Here is a 17,748-nt window from a genome sequence, read left to right on the forward strand (position 1 = left end):
GGCAGGGATGGCGGGGGCGGCGGCGCCCGGACCGTGCGGGCCGGACGGCACACGGTGGAGGTCCACCGGCCGGACAAGGTGCTGTTCCCGGCCGGTGAGGGCGGTGCGCAGGAGTACACCAAGGCCGATCTCGTCGACTACCACCGTGCCGTCGCCCCGTTCATGCTGCCGCAGCTGCGGGGCCGCCCGCTGATGCTGGAACGGCATCCGGACGGCGTCGGCGGACCGCGGTTCATGCAGAAGAACACCCCGGAGCACTACCCGGAGTGGATCGACCGCGTCGAGGTCGGCAAGGAGGGCGGCACCGTCTGCCACACCGTGTGCGACGACTCCGCCACCCTCGTGTACCTCGCCGACCAGGCCGCGCTCACCCTGCACCGCTGGCTGTCCCGGACCGGGCGGCTCGACCGGCCCGACCGCATGGTCTTCGACCTCGACCCGGCCCAGGACGACTTCGAGGCGGTGCGCGGGGCGGCCCGGCTGCTGGGCGAACTGCTCGACGAGCTGAAGCTGCCCTCCGCGCCGATGACCACCGGGTCCCGGGGTCTGCACGTCGTCGTGCCGCTGGACGGCCGCCAACACTTCGACGACGTACGGGAGTTCGCGCGGGCCGTCGCCGACGTCCTGGCCGCCGCCCACCCCGGCCGGCTCACCACCGCCGCCCGCAAGAAGGACCGCGGGGACCGGCTCTACCTCGACATCCAGCGCAACGCCTACGCGCAGACCGCCGTCGCCCCCCTCACCGTCCGGGCCCGCCCCGGCGCCCCCGTGGCCACGCCCATCTCCTGGGACCAGCTGGACGACCCGGCCCTGCACGCCCGCCGCTGGACAGTCGCCGACGCCGTGGAGCAGGCCCGCACCCGGCCCTGGGCCGGGGTCATGAACCGTCCCCGTGCCCTGGGCCCCGCCCGGCGGCGCCTGAACGCCCTGCACGGCTGAACGCTGGGCACGGCTGAGCGGCTCGCGCAACTCGGCGAGGTTTGGCGAACACACATACGGCCACCCGAGTGGACGAGGTGGCCATGACCAACACCAAGAAGACGCCCGAATCCCACGATTCGCAACGAGGTTCACACGAGTCACAGGACTCGCAGGACTCACAGACACCACAGAGGTCGCAGCGCCCCAAGCCCATGGAGGTTCTGCGCGAGGCGCGAGCCCAGCTCGCGGAGCTCACCGGCATGACCGCCGAGTCCGTGTCGTCCTTCGAGCAGACGGAGGAGGGCTGGGCCCTTGAGGTCGAGGTCCTGGAACTGGAGCGGGTGCCCGACACCATGAGCCTGATGGCGAGCTACCAGGTGGAACTGGACGCCGACGGGCAGCTCACGGGCTACCGGCGCGCCCGGCGCTACGAGCGCGGACGGGCCGACTCCCGCGGCGGCCGCTAGGCCGAGGCCGAGGCCGAGGACGAGACAGAGAAACCGTGGACGCGACCGAGAATACGGAGGAACAGCTGGGATGACTGTCGTACCGGCACAACAGACCGGCGGTGGAGGCGGCAGCAGCGGCCTATACGACGTGCTTGAGCTTGTTCTGGACAGGGGGCTCGTCATCGACGCATTCGTGCGCGTCTCCCTGGTCGGCATCGAGATCCTGAAGATCGACGTCCGTGTCGTCGTCGCCAGCGTGGACACCTATCTGCGCTTCGCCGAGGCATGCAACAGGCTGGACCTGGAGGCCGGGCCGCGCAAGGACCCGGGACTGCCCGACCTGGTCGGCGAGATGACCGAGTCCGGCGCCCGGGGCAAGTCCAAGGGGGCGCTGTCCGGCGCCGCCGAGACGATCTCCGACGCGTTCAAGCAGGCCCGTGACGACGGCGGCGCCGAGCGTGAGACGTCCTCGCGGCCGCCGGCCCGCAAGGCCGCGCCCTCGCGCCGGAAGGAGGAGCAGGAGTGAGTACGTACGTCTACGGCATCACCGCCGCCACGCATCCCTCGCTTCCCGAGGACACGGGCGGGGTCGGGGACCCGCCGCGCAAGGTGCGGATCCTCGTGGAGGGCGAACTGGCGGCCGTCGTCAGCGACGCCCCCGAGGGACTGCGCCCCAAGCGCAGGGAACTGCTCGCCCACCAGAACGTGCTGAGCGAGATCGGCGCGGACGGCTGTGTGCTGCCCATGCGCTTCGGCAGCCTCGCCCCCGACGACAAGGCGGTCACCGGAGTCCTCGCCGAGCGTGCCGAGCACTACGCGGAACGCCTGGGGGCGCTGGGCGGCCGTGTCGAGTACAACGTCAAGGCCAACCACGTCGAAGAGGCCGTACTGCATCACGTGATGGCCGAGAACCCCGAGATCCGCGCCCTCGCCGAGTCCAACAGGCAGGCGGGCGGCGGGACCTACGAGACGAAGATCCGGCTCGGTGAGATGGTCGCGGCCGCGGTCAAGGACAGGGAGGTCGCGGACGGCACGGCGCTGGAGCGCGCCCTGGAGGCCGTCGCCGACGCCGTGAGCGTGGGCCCCGAGTCCACCGGCTGGCTGGCCAACGTCTCGTTCCTGGTGAAGCGGGAGGCGGCCGACGAGTTCCTGGCCGCCGTCGAGCGGGCTCGCGGCCGGATGCCGCACCTGGAGGTCCGGGTGAACGGCCCGCTGCCGCCGTACAGCTTCGTCGAGCCCGGCCCCGCCGAGCCCGCGGGTACGGCGGCCGGCGGTGCGGACGCCGGAGCGGGGTGACGACATGGGACTGATCTCGGAGGTCCTGCTGCTGCCGTTCGCACCGGTGCGCGGCAGCGGCTGGGTCATCGGACAGGTGCTGGCGGAAGCCGAGCGGATCTACTGCGACCCTGCCACTGTTCGGGCCGAACTCGCCCGCCTGGAAGAGAAGTTGGAGGCCGGTGAGATCACGGAGGAAAAGTTCGACCGACAGGAGGACGAGCTTCTGGACCGGCTGGAGATCGCTACGCGCACGAGCGCGGGATTGGGCAACGGGACGGCACCATGAATCGAGTGGGACTGGGCCTCGCCATAGGGGCCGGATACCTGCTGGGACGCACGAAGAAGCTGAAAATGGCGGTCGCCGTGGGCACCATGGTGGCCGGCAAGAAGCTGAATCTGACCCCGAAGGGCGTCGCCGAACTGGTCTCGGGCCAACTGCAGGACAACCCGCAGTTCAAGGAGATCGGGGACCAGTTGCGCACGGACCTGCGGGGCGTGGGCAAGGCCGCCTCGGGCGCCATGGTCGAGCGGCAGATGGACGCGCTCGCCGACCGGCTGCACGGGCGCACCGCCGAGATGCGCGACCAGCTCTCCGGCGTGGCGTCCCGGGCGCCCGGCACCGGATCCGACGACGCCCGCGACCTCCATGACTCCGAGGACTCGAAGGCCTCGAAGGCCTCGGAGGCCTCGGAGCGGCGGGCGCCCCGGCGCGCGCGGCCCGCGACGAAGGCCGCCGCCAAGGCCCCCGCGAAGAAGAAGACGGCGGCCAAGCGCGCCCAGCCCGCCAAGAAGGCGGCCGGAAAGAAGACGGCAGGGGCCGGGAGTGCCGCCCGCGGTGCCCGTGCCCGGCAGTCTAAGGACGGTGGTGAGCGATGAGCGACTCCCTCGGGTCCGCGGCCTCCACGGCGGGAACGGCCGCGAAGAAGAACCCACTGGCCGACGTGGCGCAGAGCGAGGCGGCCGACCGCCTCAAGGCCGAGGTGCAGGACTACCTCGCCGCACAGGCGACCCGGCTGCTGACCGGGGTCGGCACCAAGCTCGGCGAGACCACCGGCAAACTCAACGACATCGCCGAGGGCAACAGCCCCGGATTCGCCAAGCTCGCCCTCGACGGCGGACGCAAGCTCGCCGAGGGCAAGAGCCCGGTGCGGGCCGCCTTCGAGGTCGGCGCCGGCAAGGTGAAGGACAACGTGCTCGGCGCCGTCAAGAACCTCACCGGCGGCAAGGGCCGCAAGAAGGGCGGTGGGGGTCAGAAGCCGACCGTCGTCATCGAGTACGTCGACGTGGGCGTGCCGCTGCGCACGGCCTACGACCAGTGGACCCAGTACCAGGACTTCAGCACCTTCGCGAAGGGCGTCAAGAGCGCGAACCGCGCCGACGACACGTCCTCCGACTGGCAGCTGAAGGTCTTGTGGTCCAACCGCAGCTGGAAGGCGACGACCACCGAGCAGGTGCCCGACGACCGGATCTCCTGGACGTCGGAGGGCGCCAAGGGCTCCACCAAGGGCGTCGTCAGCTTCCACGAGCTCGCCGCCAATCTGACCCGGGTCGTCCTGGTCATCGAGTACTACCCGAAGGGCCTGTTCGAGAAGACCGGCAACATCTGGCGCGCCCAGGGCCGCCGGGCCCGGCTCGACCTCAAGAACTACGTCCGCCACATCACCTTCAAGGGCGAGGCCGACGACGGCTGGCGCGGCGAGATCCGCGACGGCGAGGTCGTCCGCAGCCACGAGGACGCGATCGCCGAGGAGGAAGAGGAGGGCGAGCCCGCGGAGGAGTACGAAGACGAGTACGAGGACGAGTACGAGCCCGCAGAGGAGTACGAGTACGAGGACGCCGAGGGCGGGAGCCGTCGATGACGACCCCCAGCCGGCTGCCCGATCCCTACGGCCAGGGACAGAGCGCCAACCTCGCCGACATCCTGGAGCGGGTGCTCGACAAGGGTGTCGTCATCGCGGGCGACATCCGGATCAACCTGCTCGACATCGAGTTGCTCACCATCAAGCTGCGGCTGGTGGTCGCCTCCGTCGACAAGGCCAAGGAGATGGGCATCGACTGGTGGGAGAGCGACCCCGCACTGTCCTCGCGCGCCCGGCGCGACGAACTCACCCGGGAGAACGCGGCGCTCCGCGAACGCCTGCGTGAGCTTGACCCGGGCCGGGTGCCGAGGGAGGAGGCGTCGTGACCGGACTGCGCTACGTCTACGCCGTGTGCCGCCCCTTCGGCGCGCCCCTTCAGTCCCAGCTCACGGGCGTGGCGGACGACCCGCCCCGGCTGCTGCCGCACGGAGACCTGGTCGCCGTCGTCAGCCATGTGCCCGAGGCCGACTTCGGCGAGGAGGCGCTGCGCGACCACCTGGAGGACCTGGACTGGCTGACCGCCACCGCCCGTGCCCACCAGCAGGTGGTCGACGCGCTCACCGTCGTCACCACCCCGCTGCCGCTCCGGCTGGCCACCGTCTTCAGGGACGACAGCGGCGTACGCGTGATGCTGGAGGAGCGCGCGGCGGCCTTCCGGCGCACGCTCGACCGGCTGGACGGCCGGGTGGAGTGGGGCGTGAAGGTGTACGTCGAGGCGGATCCGGCGCAGCAGGCGCGGTCCGCGCGGCCGGCCGCGTCGGCACAGCCCGAGCCGAAGCCCGCCTCGGGTCGGGACTACCTTCGGCAGCGGCGTCGGCAGTCCCGGGCGAACGACGACCTGTGGAGCAGGGCCGAGGAGTTCGCCACCGGGCTGCACGCGACGCTGTCCGACCGCGCCGACGGCGCCCGGCTGCACGCGCCGCAGAACCCCCGCCTTTCCGGTGCCGCCGGCCGGAACGTTCTCAACGCCGCCTATCTGGTGGCCCGCGACGCATCCGAGGAATTCGTCGAAACGGTGGACCGTACGAAGGACGACGCCCCCGGAATCCGCGTGGAACTCACCGGTCCGTGGGCGGCCTACTCCTTCGCCGGCGAGACAGAGGAGGAGGGGGCATGACCGTCGTGGAGCGCCGCGAGATCGCGTTGGTCGACCTGCTCGACCGGCTGCTGGCGGGCGGGGTCGTCATCACCGGTGACGTCACGCTGCGCATCGCGGACGTCGACCTGGTCCGCATCGACCTGAACGCGCTGATCAGCTCGGTCAACCGCAACGTTCCCGCACCGTTCGGGGACTGACGTGACCGAACCCGCCGAGCCCCGCAAGCGCCGCCTCGACCTCGAGCCCGACACGGTGGAGCGCGACCTGATCAAGCTGGTCCTGACGGTCGTCGAACTGCTGCGCCAGCTCATGGAACGCCAGGCGCTGCGCCGTGTCGACGAGGGCGACCTGAGCGAGGACCAGGAAGAGCGGATCGGGCTCACCCTGATGCTCCTCGACGACCGCATGACCGAACTGCGCGACCGCTACGGACTGCGGCCCGAGGACCTGAACCTGGACCTCGGGCCGCTGGGACCGCTGCTGCCCCGGGAGTGAGCACTCCCGGAACAGCGACCTCGTCACCTGCTGCCCCCACCTGTTGTTCGTCACCCGGTGTTCGTCACCTGTTGTTCGGCACCCGTCGTGCGCCGGTCAGGCTTCCTTTCGGCACAGAACTTCTCCGTGCAGAACGCTGAACCAGCTCTCCGGGTGCCTTCCCCAGTCCCGCCAGGCCGCCGAGACGGCGCGCAGTCGCTCCGGCGTCGCATGGCCGCCCTCGGTGGCGCGCTCCGCGTACGCCGACGCCAGGGTGCGGTCCGCCCACAGGCCGCTCCACCACTCCCGCTCCTCGGGCGTGGTGAAGGTCCAGGTGCCCGAGGTCGCCGTGATGTCGGTGAAGCCCGCCTCCAGCGCCCAGGCCTTCAGCCGGCGTCCGGCGTCCGGCTCGCCGCCGTTGGCGCGGGCCACCCGGTGGTACAGGTCCAGCCAGTCGTCCATGCCCGGGGACGCGGGGTACCAGGTCATGGCCCCGTAGTCGGAATCACGGACGGCGACGAACCCGCCCGGCCGCGCCACCCGCTTCATCTCGCGCAGCGCCTGCACCGGGTCACCCACGTGCTGGAGCACCTGGTGGGCGTGGACCACGCAGAAGGTGTCGTCCGGGTAGTCCAGTGCGTGCACGTCCGCGACCGCGAAGTCGGTGTTCTCCAGCCCCCGCGCGGCGGCCGTGGCCCTGGCCCGCTCCACGATCTCCGGCGACCGGTCCACGCCGGTGACGTGGCCGTCCGGGACCAGTTCCGCCAGGTCGGCGGTGATGGTGCCCGGCCCGCAGCCGATGTCCAGGATCCGCATGTGGGGCCGCAGGGAGTCGAGCAGGTAGGCGGCGGAGTTCTCGGCGGTGCGCCAGGTGTGCGAGCGCAGCACGGACTCATGGTGCCCGTGCGTGTAGACGGCGGTCTCATGCGGCTTCGGCATGGTCGATCCCCTCTCCCGACAGTGTGATCACGGTACGCCCGCCAGTCGCATGGTGAGATAGTCGTTTTGCCATGTGGGCTGATGGGGTGTCAGGGAAAGGGGGTCGGTGTCAGGAGAACAGGCCGTCGCCCGGCAGCGGCCGGTACACCGTGAGCGCCTCGGGCAGCTTCTCCAGCGTGAGGTCGCCCTCGGTCTCGGTCAGCTCGCCGTCGTACGCCATCAGCGTGCCCGGCGCGACCCCCGACAGGCGCAGCCTGCGCACCTGGACCGCGGCGTGCGCGGGGGAGCGGGTGAGCGGACCCGCGAAGGCCGCGGACAGCAGCCGCAGGGCGGGCCGGCGGCCCCCGTGCACCACCCGCACGTCCAGCTGTCCGTCGGCCAGATCGAGCCGGCGCCCCGAGGCGAGCCCGCGGCGGTGGTAGGTGCCGTTGCCCGCGAACAGCATCCACAGCGGGCGCCGGCGGCCCCGCACCTCGGCCTCCAGCGGGTGCCGGTCGGCGCGCAGCACCCGCACGGCGGCGAGCACCCCGGCCGGCCAGCCGCCGATCCGGGGCGACCAGCGCTCCCGCTCGTTGACCAGCTCCGGGTACACGCCGAGGCTGAAGGTGTTCAGGAAGACGCCGCGCCGCCCGCCGGAGGCGAACCGGCCCACGTCCACCCGCACCCCCTCGCCCCGCTCCAGCGCCCCGCACAGATCCCGTACGTCCTCCACGCCCAGGTCGTAGGCGAAGTGGTTGAGCGTGCCGCCGGGCAGCACCGCGAGCGGCAGGCCGTGGCGGAGCGCGATCTCGGCCGCGGCGTTCACGGTGCCGTCGCCGCCGCACACGCCGAGCGCCTGGGCGTGACCGGCCGCCTTCTCGAGTTCGGCCCGGACGTCCCCGGGCTCGCACTCCACCACCTCCGCGTCGGGCAGCGCGTCGCACAGGGCCCGCACCCGGTCCGAGGTGCCCGAGCCGACGTTGGCGACCATGACGAGCCCCTCGCCCCCCGGCAGCGCGGGCACCTCGGCGCGCGGCCGGGCCGGTGGGGTGTGCTGGGCCCGGGTCGGCACCAGGCCCCGTACGGCGAACGCGGCCCCCGCGCCGAGGGCCGCACCGACCAGGACGTCGCTCGGGAAGTGGACGCCGGTGTAGACCCGGGACAGGGCCACCGCGGCGGCCACCGGGGCCACCGCCGCACCCCACGCCGGGGACTCCAGCGCGACCCCGGTCGCGAACGCGGTGGCCGACGCGGCGTGCCCCGAGGGGAAGGACGTCGTGATCGGCTGCCGCTTCAGCTGCCGGACCAGCGGCACCGTGTCCAGCACCGGACGGGGGCGCCGCACCGAGCGCTTGCCCAGCGTGTTGATCGTCAGCGAGGCCAGGCCCAGCGAGGCGAGTCCCCGGGCGGCCGCGCGCCGGGCCCTCGGGGTGCGCGACGCGGCCAGGGCGGCACCCACCGCGAACCACAGCACTCCGTGATTGGCGCTGCGGCTCAACCGGGGCAGCAGCGGGTCCGCGCCCGGCCAGGTGCGGGAGGCGACGGCCTCGAACGCCCGCTGGTCCAGCCGCAGGAAACCGTTGCGGAGGGGATGCGGGCCGGGCGTGGCGGCGGTGAGGTCTACGTCGGGACTCATGGATCCCGCCTACCCTGCGGACGGCGTTTCCTGCCGGTGGTCCGCGCCACATGCCCGGGGCTCGGGCGCCGCGGCGGAAATGGGTTTGCCCGGCAGGCGGCCGGAGCCGCAGAATCGCGTCCCATGGGTCACCTCGAAGCCGCGCACCTGGAGTACTACCTCCCCGACGGGAGGGCGCTCCTCGGCGACGTCTCCTTCCGGGTGGGGGAGGGGGCCGTCGTGGCCCTCGTCGGACCCAACGGCGCGGGCAAGACCACCCTGCTGCGCCTGCTGGCCGGTGAGCTGAAACCGCACGGCGGGACCGTGGCCGTCGGTGGCGGCCTCGGCGTGATGCGCCAGTTCGTGGGCTCCGTACGCGACGAGACCACCGTGCGCGACCTGCTGGTGTCCGTCGCGCCGCCCCGGATCCGCGAGGCCGCGCGCGCCGTCGACGCCGCCGAGCACGCGATCATGACGGTGGACGACGAGGCCGCCCAGCTCACCTACGCGCAGGCGCTCTCCGACTGGGCCGAGGCGCGGGGGTACGAGGCGGAGACCCTGTGGGACATGTGCACCACGGCCGCGCTGGGGATGCCGTACGACAAGGCGCAGTGGCGGCAGGTGCGCACCCTGTCCGGAGGTGAACAGAAGCGCCTCGTCCTGGAGGCGCTGCTGCGCGGCACCGACGAGGTGCTGCTGCTCGACGAGCCGGACAACTACCTCGACGTGCCCGGCAAGCGCTGGCTGGAGGAGCGGCTCGCCGAGACCCGCAAGACCGTGCTGTTCGTCTCCCACGACCGGGAACTGCTGGCGCGCGCCGCCGAGAAGATCGTCTCGGTCGAGCCCGGGCCCGCGGGCGCCGACGCCTGGGTGCACGGCGGTGGCTTCACCACCTTCCACGAGGCCCGCCGCGAACGCTTCGCCCGCTTCGAGGAACTGCGCCGCCGCTGGGACGAGAAGCACGCCCAGTTGAAGAAGCTGGTACTGACGCTGCGCCAGGCCGCGGAGAACAGCCACGACATGGCGTCCCGCTACCGCGCGGCCCAGACCCGGCTGCGCAAGTTCGAGGAGGCCGGGCCGCCGCCCGAGCCGCCGCGCGAGCAGGACATCAGGATGCGCCTGAAGGGCGGCCGCACCGGCGTCCGCGCCGTCACCTGCGAGCAACTGGAACTCACCGGCCTGATGAAACCCTTCGACCTGGAGGTCTTCTACGGCGAACGGGTCGCCGTCCTCGGCTCCAACGGCTCCGGCAAGTCGCACTTCCTGCGGCTGCTGGCCGGAGACGACGTGGCGCACACCGGGAACTGGAAGCTGGGAGCGCGCGTGGTGCCCGGCCACTTCGCGCAGACCCACGCCCACCCCGAGCTGCTGGGCCGCCCCCTCCTGGACATCCTGTGGACCGAGCACGCCCAGGACCGGGGCGCCGCCATGTCCCGGCTGCGCCGCTACGAACTGACCCAGCAGGCCGAGCAGGCCTTCGACCGGCTCTCCGGCGGCCAGCAGGCCCGCTTCCAGATCCTGCTGCTGGAACTCCAGGGCGTCACCGCGCTGCTCCTCGACGAGCCCACCGACAACCTCGACCTGGAATCGGCCGAAGCCCTCCAGGAGGGCCTGGAGGGCTTCGAGGGCACGGTCCTCTCGGTCACCCACGACCGCTGGTTCGCGCGCTCCTTCGACCGGTACCTGGTCTTCGGCAGCGACGGCCGGGTGCGCGAGACGACGGAACCGGTCTGGGACGAACGGCGGGTGGAGCGGGCCCGCTGACGTCCGCACTCCGCCGGTGACCCGGGGCCGGGGCCGGGGCCCCGGGGAGATCACTTCCAGCGCAGCAGCGCTCCCAGGCCGCCCACCGGCGCCTTCTGGGAGGTCTCCGGCGGCAGCACCGGCGTCACCGAGATCGCGGGTGCGCCGGTCATCACCGCCGACCGCAGCAGGGCGTCGTCCGCCCGCGCCGACCAGGAGTTCTGCTCGCCGAGCGTCTTCAGCTCCGTACGGCGCACCGCCACCTGGTCGGCGTCCTCGCCGATCCACACCTCGCGGTGCGTGTCGGGGGCGTCCGGGATGACCAGCAACTCGTCGATGCGGTGCTCCCGGGCGGCCTCGACCAGCGCGGGCACGCCCTCCGCCGCGCGGGCCCGGCCCTCGTCGTCCGGCGACCGGGCGGCCAGGAACCGGTCCAGGTCCTCCCGGGCACGGGCCCTGACATGGTCGTCGCGCAGCCCCTCCACCTCGTCGTCCAGCAGCCTGCTGCCGGCGCCGCGGGAGGCCTCGGCGACGCGCTCCTGGAGACGCGAGGGCAGCCGCTCGTGCACCGAGCGCCGCTCCCGGTCGTCACCCACCAGGATCAGCAGGTCGGCGCCGGTCTCCTCCTGGCACACGGCGAGCGCGTCCGCGATCTCCGCCGCGTTGTGCTCCCAGGTGTTCTCCACCCGGAGCTGGAAGTGGCGCTCCGACCAGTCCGCGCTGCTCGTGCGGTGCACCGGCCACTGCCTGCCGGTCACGCCGCCCGCGTCGGAGCTGCCCAGCGCGGAGCGCAGCTCGAAGTCGGCACCCTTGCGGTCGATGTACGCCACCACGCACACCGGGTCCTCGCCCGCCAGGTCGAGCAGCGGTGTGACGTGCGGCAGCGGGGCCCAGTCGGCGGTGGTCCCGCCGTACGGGGGCCGGGCCAGCGGCGGATCGAGGACCACCTGTCCCGCACAGGCGAACAGGGCCCGCCCGTGCGGATCGGTGGCGTGCCGCAGCTCGTCCACCGCCTCGCGCACCGCCCGGCAGGTGGCGTCGTCCGCGCCCTGCTCCGCCAGCTCCCGGGCCACCGCGGCGGCCGTCAGCTCGCGCTCGTGGGGGGTGTCCTCCGTGTGCCGGGAGAGGTCGACGTAGACGGAGGCCCAGGGCCCCTGGTGTTCGTAGAGGGGGTGCAGAAACGCGAGATCCATGTGGCTGCCCTCCCGGGTGCCGCTCGGGGGTGGTAGTGCTGCGGGGCGGGTACCCGGGACGCATGAACGAACACGACACGCGGGACGACACCATGACCGGAGTGGACCCGGGACGCCTGGACGACCAGCAGCTGATGAAAGAGCTGGAGACCATCCACCGCACGCGCCACGACACCCTGCTGTACGGGTCGAACGACGCGCTGCGGGCCCACAACGACCGCATGGCCCGGCTGGAGGGCGAGTGGCTGCGCCGCAACCCCCGGCGCCCGGTGGCCCCCGGCCGTACCCGCGAGGGCGCCCGGGAACGCGGCTGCGGCCAGACCGCCGCGCCCGGTGGCTGAGCGCGACGGCGGGCGGACGGGCCACCGGCGATCCAGTCACCGGTGGCCCGCCCGCCCGTCGCCGTCGCTCGGCTGCCCGCCTCAGCCCGGCTGCCCGCCTCAGGCCGGCTGCCCGCCTCAGCCGGCCGCCTTGGCGAACTGCGCGAGGTAGGTCTCGCAGAACGCCCCGAGGTCGTCCGGCTTGCGGCTGGTGATCAGGACGTTGTCGCCCGCGTCGCAGACCACGACCCGTTCGTCGACCCAGGTGGCGCCCGCGTTGCGCAGATCCGTGCGCAGACTGGGCCACGAGGTCATGGTGCGGCCGCCCACCACGTCCGCCTCCACGAGCGTCCACGGCGCGTGACAGATGGCGGCCACCGGCCGGCCCTGCGTGAAGAAGTCCTTGACGAACGCCACGGCCTTCCCGTCCGTTCGCAGGAAGTCCGGATTGGCCACCCCGCCGGGCAGGACGAGACCGCCGAACGCGTCGGCGGAGGTCTCGCCCACCACCTCGTCGACGGGGAACGTGTCCGCCTTGTCGAGGTGGTCGAAGCCCTGGACCTCGCCGGACCGCGTGGAGACGAGCACCGGGTCGTGCCCGGCGTCCTTCGCCGCCCGCCACGGCTCGGTCAGTTCCACCTGCTCCACGCCCTCGGGCGCGGTCAGAAATGCGATGCGCATGGAGTTTCGGTTTCCCTTCCGGCGCCTACGCGCCCTGCGGACCGGACCGGCCGCTCTCGGTGAGGGCCACCGCCAGCTCCTGGACGTTGTCGTAGCGCGCCTTGTGCGGCAGTCGGTCCAGCTCCTCGACGAGGGCGTCCGGCGCGTTGCCGCGGCGCAGTGTGCGGGTCAGTTCCCGCGGTCCCGCGGGGAAGCTGCCCCGGGTCAGGTTCCGGGCCAGTTCGAGCCGCAGGGCCTCCAGGTACGTCGGTCCGCGGCCCGGTGTCACCGGTCCGTACATGACGTCCGGATCGTCCTCGGCGGCCGGCTCCGGGTCGTTCCACTCCTCGCTGCGGGTGGGGTGCCCGGACCTGAGCAGACCCTGCAGTTCATGCTTCATCTCGTCGTCGCGGTGGACGCTCATCCGGTCGCTGCCTCGCTGCATGTCTCCCTCCAGATCCTCAGGGGGTGCCGACCGCGTACCCGGACACCGCGGACCGACACGGATTCATCCGGACGGGTCCGCTCCGATTTCCGTGGCCCCGGAGCGGATCAGTAATCGAGAAGCGCGGGCCGCCCGGCGCCCTCTAGCGTGTGACCACCGAGGCACTGAGGGCGTCACCTTCACCGAGCCCCCGACAGATGGAGACACGATGAGCAGCGCCAAGAGGCCGGGCACGCAGGGACCCGGGTCGCACGTCGCCGACAGCCACGACCTGATCCGTGTGCACGGCGCCCGCGAGAACAACCTCAAGGACGTCAGCATCGACATCCCCAAGCGCCGGCTGACCGTGTTCACCGGAGTCTCCGGCTCGGGCAAGAGCTCACTGGTGTTCAACACGATCGCCGCCGAGTCCCAGCGGCTGATCAACGAGACGTACAGCGCGTTCGTCCAGGGCTTCATGCCCACCCTCGCCCGCCCCGAGGTGGACGTCCTGGACGGCCTCACCACCGCCATCATCGTGGACCAGCAGCGGATGGGCGCCGACCCCCGCTCCACCGTCGGCACCGCCACCGACGTCAACGCCATGCTGCGCATCCTCTTCAGCCGCCTCGGCGAGCCGCACATCGGCCCGCCCAGCGCGTACTCCTTCAACACCGCCTCGGTCCGGGCCAGCGGCGCGATCACCGTCGAACGCGGCAACAAGAAGGCGGTCAGGGCGACCTTCGAGCGCACCGGCGGCATGTGCACCCACTGCGAGGGCCGCGGCACCGTCTCCGACATCGACCTCACCCAGCTCTACGACGACTCCAAGTCGCTCGCCGAGGGCGCGTTCACCATCCCCGGCTGGAAGTCGGACAGCCAGTGGACCGTGCAGGTGTACGCCCAGTCCGGCTTCGTCGACCCGGACAAGCCGATCCGCGAGTACACCGACAAGGAACTGCGGGACTTCCTGTACGGCGAGCCGGTCAAGGTGAAGGTCAACGGCGTCAACCTCACCTACGAGGGCCTGATCCCCAAGATCCAGAAGTCCTTCCTGTCCAAGGACAAGGAGGCCATGCAGCCGCACATCAGGGCCTTCGTGGAACGGGCCGTCACCTTCACCACCTGTCCCGAGTGCGAGGGCACCCGGCTGAGCGAGGGCGCCCGCTCGTCGAAGATCAGGAAGATCAGCATCGCCGACGCCTGCGCGATGGAGATCCGGGACCTCGCCGAGTGGGTCCGGGACCTGGCCGAGCCCTCGGTGGCGCCGCTGCTCACCGCGCTGCGCGACACCCTCGACTCCTTCGTGGAGATCGGCCTCGGCTACCTCTCGCTGGACCGGCCGGCGGGCACCCTGTCCGGCGGCGAGGCACAGCGCGTCAAGATGATCCGCCACCTCGGCTCCTCGCTCACCGACACCACGTACGTCTTCGACGAGCCCACCGTCGGACTGCACCCGCACGACATCCAGCGGATGAACGACCTGCTGCTGCGCCTGCGGGACAAGGGCAACACGGTCCTCGTCGTCGAGCACAAGCCGGAGGCGATCGCGATCGCCGACCACGTGGTCGACCTCGGCCCCGGTGCGGGCACCGCGGGCGGCACCGTCTGCTTCGAGGGCACCGTCGAGGAGCTGCGGGCCGCCGACACCGTCACCGGCCGCCACCTCGACGACCGGGCCGTCCTCAAGGGGTCGGTCCGCAAGCCCACCGGCGCCCTGGAGATCCGCGACGCGCGGACGCACAACCTCCAGGGCGTCGACGTCGACGTCCCGCTCGGTGTGCTCTGCGTGGTCACCGGCGTGGCGGGCTCCGGCAAGAGCTCGCTGATCCACGGCTCCGTCCCGGCCGGCGCGGGCGCCGACGTCGTGTCGGTCGACCAGAGCCCCATCAAGGGCTCGCGGCGCAGCAACCCCGCGACGTACACCGGACTGCTCGACCCGATCCGCAAGGCCTTCGCCAAGGCCAACGGCGTGAAGCCGGCCCTGTTCAGCGCCAACTCCGAGGGCGCCTGCCCCACCTGCAACGGCGCCGGGGTCATCTACACCGACCTGGCGATGATGGCCGGCGTCGCCACCCCCTGCGAGGACTGCGAGGGCAAGCGGTTCCAGCCCGCCGTACTGGAGTACCGTTTCGGCGGCCGGGACATCAGCGAGGTGCTCGCGATGTCGGTGGACCGGGCGGAGGAGTTCTTCGGCGCCGGGGAGGCGCGCACCCCGGCCGCGCACAGGATCCTTGAGCGGCTCGCCGACGTCGGCCTCGGCTACCTCACCCTCGGCCAGCCGCTCACCACCCTCTCCGGCGGCGAACGGCAGCGCCTGAAGCTGGCCACCCACATGGGCGAGAAGGGCGGCGTGTACGTTCTGGACGAACCCACCACGGGACTGCACCTCGCCGACGTCGAGCAACTGCTCGGCCTGCTCGACCGCCTCGTCGACGCCGGCAAGTCGGTCATCGTCATCGAGCACCACCAGGCCGTCATGGCGCACGCCGACTGGATCATCGACCTCGGCCCCGGCGCCGGTCACGACGGCGGGCGGATCGTCTTCGAGGGCACCCCCGCCGACCTCGTCGCCGACCGCTCCACCCTCACCGGCGAGCACCTCGCCGCCTACGTCGGCGCCTGAGCGTGTCCTTTGCCCACGGCGCCGGAACCGCTACCGGGGGTGTCCGGCGCTGTGGGATCGTGGTCGGGTGACGACGCTGGAGGATCTGGCCCGGCTGCGCCGGGCCCGCGACCTGATGGACCGCGAGTACGCCGAGCCGCTCGACGTGCCGGCGCTGGCGCGCGTCGCCCTCATGTCGGCGGGCCACTTCTCCCGCAGCTTCCGCGCGGCCTACGGGGAGACGCCGTACAGCTACCTGATGACGCGCCGCATCGAGCGCGCCATGGCGCTGCTGCGGCGCGGCGACATGAGCGTCACCGAGGTCTGCTTCGCGGTCGGCTGTACCTCGCTGGGGTCGTTCAGCTCGCGGTTCACCGAACTGGTCGGCGAGAGCCCGAGCGCCTACCGGGACCGCGACCACGCCGACGGGGCCGCCCTCCCGGCCTGCGTCGCCAAGGTCTACACCCGGCCGGTCAGGCACGGCGAGCCGGCCGGGAAGAGCAGCGAGTCGGTCAGGAACGGAGAAGCGACGCCCGCGCCGCCGCCCGTAGCGTGACGCACATGGACATCAGCCTCTCGCAGTGCTTCATAGCCGTCGACGACCACGACCGGGCGCTCGCCTTCTACCGGGACGTGCTCGGTCTTGAGGTCCGGGGCGACGTCGGGTACGAGGGAATGCGCTGGGTGACCCTCGGCTCCCCGGCGCAGCCCGACGTGGACATCGTTCTCGAACCCCCGCTCGCGGACCCCAACGCCTCGGCCGCCGACCGGCAGGCGATGGCCGACCTGCTGGCCAAGGGCCACCTGCGCGGCGTCATCCTCAGCACCGACGACGTCGACGCCGCCTTCGAACACGTCCGCTCGGCGGGCGCCGAGGTCCTCCAGGAACCGGTCGACCAGCCCTACGGCGTCCGCGACTGCGCCTTCCGCGACCCGGCCGGGAACATGGTGCGCCTGCACCGTCCGCGCAAGGGCTGAGAAGCCGGGGTTTGCCGCGGGGGACAGGGGGCATGCGCAAGGTCAGTGCTTCGGACAGGAGGCACGTCCGTGGGAGCGGCGTGACGCCGCCACGGATGCGTCCGTCCGGGGGCCGGACGCCCTCCCACGGTGACCGCCCGACCAAGGGCCCCGTCGTCGTCACGGTGCCGCCGCCCCGCGAGCCGCAGGTGCCGAAACCTCCGGCCGCGATCCGCGGGGCCGCACCGACCGGGCTGCCGCCCGGTGCGACGACGGGACCCCGCGCTCCGAGGGAGTTGCGACGCACCATGCCGATCCACGCCAGTGTGAAGCACCCGCACGACGACGCCCCCGACACCGCCGACGCCTTCCGTCGGCTCGCCACCCTCCCCGACGGTCCCGAGCGCGACGCGCTGCGCGACCGGATCGTCGAGGCCTGGCTGCCCATGGCCGAACGGCTGGCGGGACGATTCCGCAGCCGCGGCGAGAGCTACGAGGACCTGCGCCAGGTCGCGGCCCTCGGCCTGGTCAAGGCCGTGGACCGGTACGACCCCGAGCGCGGCAACGCCTTCGAGAGCTACGCCGTACCGACCGTCACCGGCGAGATCAAGCGCCACTTCCGCGACCACATGTGGACCCTGCACGTGCCGCGCCGGGTCCAGGAACTGCGCAACCGCGTGCGCTTCGCCGGCCAGGACCTGTCCCAGACCATCCCGGGCCGCAGGCCCACCGTCGCCGAGATCGCCGAGCGCGCCGACCTGTGCGAGGAGGACGTCCGGGTCGGGCTCGAGGCGCTGGAGAGCTTCACCGCCCTGTCCCTGGACGCCGAACTCCCCGGCAGCGAGGACGGCTACTCGCTGGGCGACGCGCTCGGCGCCCCCGACCCGGCCCTCGACACGGTCGTCGACCGCGAGGCGGTCAAGGACCGGCTGGCCGCCCTGCCCCCGCGCGAGCGCGCCATCCTGTACATGCGCTTCTTCGACGACATGACCCAGAGCCGTATCGCCGAACAGCTCGGCATCTCCCAGATGCACGTCTCCCGCCTGATCACCCGCTGCTGCGACCGGGTGCGGGAGCAGGTCCTGCGGGATCCGGGTCCGGAGGCGTGAAACCTGGGACTCACCCGCCCGGCCGCTCCGTTCGCGCGAACGGAGCACGGTGACGGGCGTGGCCGTGCCGGGCGGGCTGTGATGGCCGAGGGGCGCGAGTGCAGTGCCCCGCAAGCCGTCGCTC

General features: G+C 72.4%; 22 protein-coding genes. 17 read left to right on the plus strand and 5 right to left on the minus strand.

Annotation, left to right across the window (positions count from 1 at the left end; genetic code table 11):
• Window positions 1-33 precede the first annotated feature (33 nt).
• The 11 genes from ligD (at window position 34) to ACH4D3_RS03400 (ending at window position 6,101) form a co-directional block, all read left to right on the plus strand.
• Window positions 34-939 carry a non-homologous end-joining DNA ligase gene (ligD, locus tag ACH4D3_RS03350; protein ID WP_398316627.1) on the plus strand — a complete coding sequence of 302 codons (906 nt, stop codon included), beginning with the start codon at window positions 34-36 and terminating at the stop codon, window positions 937-939.
• Between the two features lie 83 nt (window positions 940-1,022).
• The gene (locus tag ACH4D3_RS03355; RefSeq protein WP_398315812.1) at window positions 1,023-1,388 is read left to right on the plus strand and encodes a gas vesicle protein; all 366 of its coding nucleotides are present in this window, start codon (window positions 1,023-1,025) and stop codon (window positions 1,386-1,388) included.
• Window positions 1,389-1,458: 70 nt separating this feature from the next.
• Window positions 1,459-1,896, plus strand: coding sequence for a gas vesicle structural protein GvpA (locus tag ACH4D3_RS03360; protein ID WP_398315814.1), 438 nt, complete (start codon window positions 1,459-1,461; stop codon window positions 1,894-1,896).
• A complete protein-coding gene (locus tag ACH4D3_RS03365) occupies window positions 1,893-2,666 on the plus strand; it encodes a GvpL/GvpF family gas vesicle protein (protein ID WP_398315816.1) in 774 nt (257 codons plus the stop codon). Before ACH4D3_RS03360 ends, ACH4D3_RS03365 begins: the two co-directional genes overlap by 4 nt.
• Window positions 2,667-2,670: 4 nt before the next feature.
• Window positions 2,671-2,934, plus strand: coding sequence for a gas vesicle protein GvpG (locus ACH4D3_RS03370; protein ID WP_398315818.1), 264 nt, complete (start codon window positions 2,671-2,673; stop codon window positions 2,932-2,934).
• The gene (locus ACH4D3_RS03375; protein ID WP_398315820.1) at window positions 2,931-3,524 is read left to right on the plus strand and encodes a DNA primase; all 594 of its coding nucleotides are present in this window, start codon (window positions 2,931-2,933) and stop codon (window positions 3,522-3,524) included. Before ACH4D3_RS03370 ends, ACH4D3_RS03375 begins: the two co-directional genes overlap by 4 nt.
• Window positions 3,521-4,507: an SRPBCC family protein gene (locus tag ACH4D3_RS03380; protein WP_398315822.1), complete on the plus strand. Its 987-nt coding sequence runs from the start codon at window positions 3,521-3,523 to the stop codon at window positions 4,505-4,507. Before ACH4D3_RS03375 ends, ACH4D3_RS03380 begins: the two co-directional genes overlap by 4 nt.
• Window positions 4,504-4,833: a gas vesicle protein gene (locus tag ACH4D3_RS03385; RefSeq protein ID WP_398315824.1), complete on the plus strand. Its 330-nt coding sequence runs from the start codon at window positions 4,504-4,506 to the stop codon at window positions 4,831-4,833. Before ACH4D3_RS03380 ends, ACH4D3_RS03385 begins: the two co-directional genes overlap by 4 nt.
• Window positions 4,830-5,624: a GvpL/GvpF family gas vesicle protein gene (locus ACH4D3_RS03390; protein WP_398315826.1), complete on the plus strand. Its 795-nt coding sequence runs from the start codon at window positions 4,830-4,832 to the stop codon at window positions 5,622-5,624. Before ACH4D3_RS03385 ends, ACH4D3_RS03390 begins: the two co-directional genes overlap by 4 nt.
• The gene (locus ACH4D3_RS03395; protein WP_398315828.1) at window positions 5,621-5,803 is read left to right on the plus strand and encodes a gas vesicle protein; all 183 of its coding nucleotides are present in this window, start codon (window positions 5,621-5,623) and stop codon (window positions 5,801-5,803) included. Before ACH4D3_RS03390 ends, ACH4D3_RS03395 begins: the two co-directional genes overlap by 4 nt.
• A gap of 1 nt (window position 5,804) precedes the next feature.
• Window positions 5,805-6,101, plus strand: coding sequence for a gas vesicle protein K (locus ACH4D3_RS03400; RefSeq protein WP_115745156.1), 297 nt, complete (start codon window positions 5,805-5,807; stop codon window positions 6,099-6,101).
• A gap of 96 nt (window positions 6,102-6,197) precedes the next feature.
• On the opposite strand, the gene ACH4D3_RS03405 is transcribed toward ACH4D3_RS03400, so the two are convergent.
• The gene (locus tag ACH4D3_RS03405; protein WP_398315830.1) at window positions 6,198-7,019 is read right to left on the minus strand and encodes a methyltransferase domain-containing protein; all 822 of its coding nucleotides are present in this window, start codon (window positions 7,017-7,019) and stop codon (window positions 6,198-6,200) included.
• A gap of 109 nt (window positions 7,020-7,128) precedes the next feature.
• Window positions 7,129-8,634, minus strand: coding sequence for a bifunctional phosphatase PAP2/diacylglycerol kinase family protein (locus tag ACH4D3_RS03410; RefSeq protein WP_398315832.1), 1,506 nt, complete (start codon window positions 8,632-8,634; stop codon window positions 7,129-7,131).
• Between the two features lie 123 nt (window positions 8,635-8,757).
• Between ACH4D3_RS03410 and ACH4D3_RS03415 the strand changes: the two genes are divergently transcribed.
• Window positions 8,758-10,377, plus strand: a complete 1,620-nt coding sequence (locus ACH4D3_RS03415; protein ID WP_398315834.1) for an ABC-F family ATP-binding cassette domain-containing protein — start codon at window positions 8,758-8,760, stop codon at window positions 10,375-10,377.
• A 50-nt stretch (window positions 10,378-10,427) separates the two neighbouring features.
• Here ACH4D3_RS03415 and ACH4D3_RS03420 read toward each other — a convergent pair whose 3' ends face one another.
• Entirely contained in the window at window positions 10,428-11,549 is a 1,122-nt protein-coding gene (locus ACH4D3_RS03420; protein WP_398315836.1) for a Vms1/Ankzf1 family peptidyl-tRNA hydrolase, read from the minus strand.
• Between the two features lie 62 nt (window positions 11,550-11,611).
• Here ACH4D3_RS03420 and ACH4D3_RS03425 point away from each other — a divergent pair, with 62 nt between their 5' ends.
• Window positions 11,612-11,890 carry a DUF6158 family protein gene (locus ACH4D3_RS03425; RefSeq protein ID WP_388516592.1) on the plus strand — a complete coding sequence of 93 codons (279 nt, stop codon included), beginning with the start codon at window positions 11,612-11,614 and terminating at the stop codon, window positions 11,888-11,890.
• A gap of 117 nt (window positions 11,891-12,007) precedes the next feature.
• Here the strand turns inward: ACH4D3_RS03425 and ACH4D3_RS03430 are convergent, their stop codons facing one another.
• Both ACH4D3_RS03430 and ACH4D3_RS03435 read right to left on the minus strand, forming a co-directional pair.
• A complete protein-coding gene (locus ACH4D3_RS03430; RefSeq protein ID WP_398315838.1) occupies window positions 12,008-12,550 on the minus strand; it encodes a type 1 glutamine amidotransferase domain-containing protein in 543 nt (180 codons plus the stop codon).
• A gap of 25 nt (window positions 12,551-12,575) precedes the next feature.
• Complete coding sequence (locus ACH4D3_RS03435) at window positions 12,576-12,974, minus strand: DUF2795 domain-containing protein (RefSeq protein WP_385355973.1); 399 nt, start codon at window positions 12,972-12,974, stop codon at window positions 12,576-12,578.
• Window positions 12,975-13,182: 208 nt separating this feature from the next.
• On the opposite strand from ACH4D3_RS03435, the gene ACH4D3_RS03440 reads away from it, so the two are divergent.
• The 4 genes from ACH4D3_RS03440 to ACH4D3_RS03455 all read left to right on the plus strand — a co-directional run bounded on the left by ACH4D3_RS03440 (window position 13,183) and on the right by ACH4D3_RS03455 (window position 17,624).
• The gene (locus tag ACH4D3_RS03440; protein WP_398315841.1) at window positions 13,183-15,579 is read left to right on the plus strand and encodes an ATP-binding cassette domain-containing protein; all 2,397 of its coding nucleotides are present in this window, start codon (window positions 13,183-13,185) and stop codon (window positions 15,577-15,579) included.
• Window positions 15,580-15,646: 67 nt separating this feature from the next.
• Complete coding sequence (locus tag ACH4D3_RS03445; protein ID WP_398315843.1) at window positions 15,647-16,114, plus strand: helix-turn-helix transcriptional regulator; 468 nt, start codon at window positions 15,647-15,649, stop codon at window positions 16,112-16,114.
• A 5-nt stretch (window positions 16,115-16,119) separates the two neighbouring features.
• Window positions 16,120-16,536: a VOC family protein gene (locus ACH4D3_RS03450; RefSeq protein WP_398315845.1), complete on the plus strand. Its 417-nt coding sequence runs from the start codon at window positions 16,120-16,122 to the stop codon at window positions 16,534-16,536.
• A 287-nt stretch (window positions 16,537-16,823) separates the two neighbouring features.
• Window positions 16,824-17,624, plus strand: a complete 801-nt coding sequence (locus ACH4D3_RS03455) for an RNA polymerase sigma factor SigF (RefSeq protein ID WP_398315847.1) — start codon at window positions 16,824-16,826, stop codon at window positions 17,622-17,624.
• Window positions 17,625-17,748 lie beyond the last annotated feature (124 nt).

This window comes from Streptomyces sp. NPDC018026 (genome assembly GCF_044327745.1).
GTDB lineage: Bacteria > Actinomycetota > Actinomycetes > Streptomycetales > Streptomycetaceae > Streptomyces > Streptomyces rubrogriseus.

Bases quoted from the DNA above. Each gene is read 5' to 3' on its own strand.
- ACH4D3_RS03355 (WP_398315812.1), top strand. From the start codon at position 1,023: ATGACCAACACCAAGAAGACGCCCGAATCCCACGATTCGCAACGAGGT.
- ACH4D3_RS03360 (WP_398315814.1), top strand. From the start codon at position 1,459: ATGACTGTCGTACCGGCACAACAGACCGGCGGTGGAGGCGGCAGCAGC.
- ACH4D3_RS03370 (WP_398315818.1), top strand. From the start codon at position 2,671: ATGGGACTGATCTCGGAGGTCCTGCTGCTGCCGTTCGCACCGGTGCGC.
- ACH4D3_RS03375 (WP_398315820.1), top strand. From the start codon at position 2,931: ATGAATCGAGTGGGACTGGGCCTCGCCATAGGGGCCGGATACCTGCTG.
- ACH4D3_RS03380 (WP_398315822.1), top strand. From the start codon at position 3,521: ATGAGCGACTCCCTCGGGTCCGCGGCCTCCACGGCGGGAACGGCCGCG.
- ACH4D3_RS03385 (WP_398315824.1), top strand. From the start codon at position 4,504: ATGACGACCCCCAGCCGGCTGCCCGATCCCTACGGCCAGGGACAGAGC.
- ACH4D3_RS03395 (WP_398315828.1), top strand. From the start codon at position 5,621: ATGACCGTCGTGGAGCGCCGCGAGATCGCGTTGGTCGACCTGCTCGAC.
- ACH4D3_RS03405 (WP_398315830.1), bottom strand. From the start codon at position 7,019: ATGCCGAAGCCGCATGAGACCGCCGTCTACACGCACGGGCACCATGAG.
- ACH4D3_RS03410 (WP_398315832.1), bottom strand. From the start codon at position 8,634: ATGAGTCCCGACGTAGACCTCACCGCCGCCACGCCCGGCCCGCATCCC.
- ACH4D3_RS03415 (WP_398315834.1), top strand. From the start codon at position 8,758: ATGGGTCACCTCGAAGCCGCGCACCTGGAGTACTACCTCCCCGACGGG.
- ACH4D3_RS03420 (WP_398315836.1), bottom strand. From the start codon at position 11,549: ATGGATCTCGCGTTTCTGCACCCCCTCTACGAACACCAGGGGCCCTGG.
- ACH4D3_RS03425 (WP_388516592.1), top strand. From the start codon at position 11,612: ATGAACGAACACGACACGCGGGACGACACCATGACCGGAGTGGACCCG.
- ACH4D3_RS03430 (WP_398315838.1), bottom strand. From the start codon at position 12,550: ATGCGCATCGCATTTCTGACCGCGCCCGAGGGCGTGGAGCAGGTGGAA.
- ACH4D3_RS03435 (WP_385355973.1), bottom strand. From the start codon at position 12,974: ATGCAGCGAGGCAGCGACCGGATGAGCGTCCACCGCGACGACGAGATG.
- ACH4D3_RS03440 (WP_398315841.1), top strand. From the start codon at position 13,183: ATGAGCAGCGCCAAGAGGCCGGGCACGCAGGGACCCGGGTCGCACGTC.
- ACH4D3_RS03450 (WP_398315845.1), top strand. From the start codon at position 16,120: ATGGACATCAGCCTCTCGCAGTGCTTCATAGCCGTCGACGACCACGAC.
- ACH4D3_RS03455 (WP_398315847.1), top strand. From the start codon at position 16,824: ATGCCGATCCACGCCAGTGTGAAGCACCCGCACGACGACGCCCCCGAC.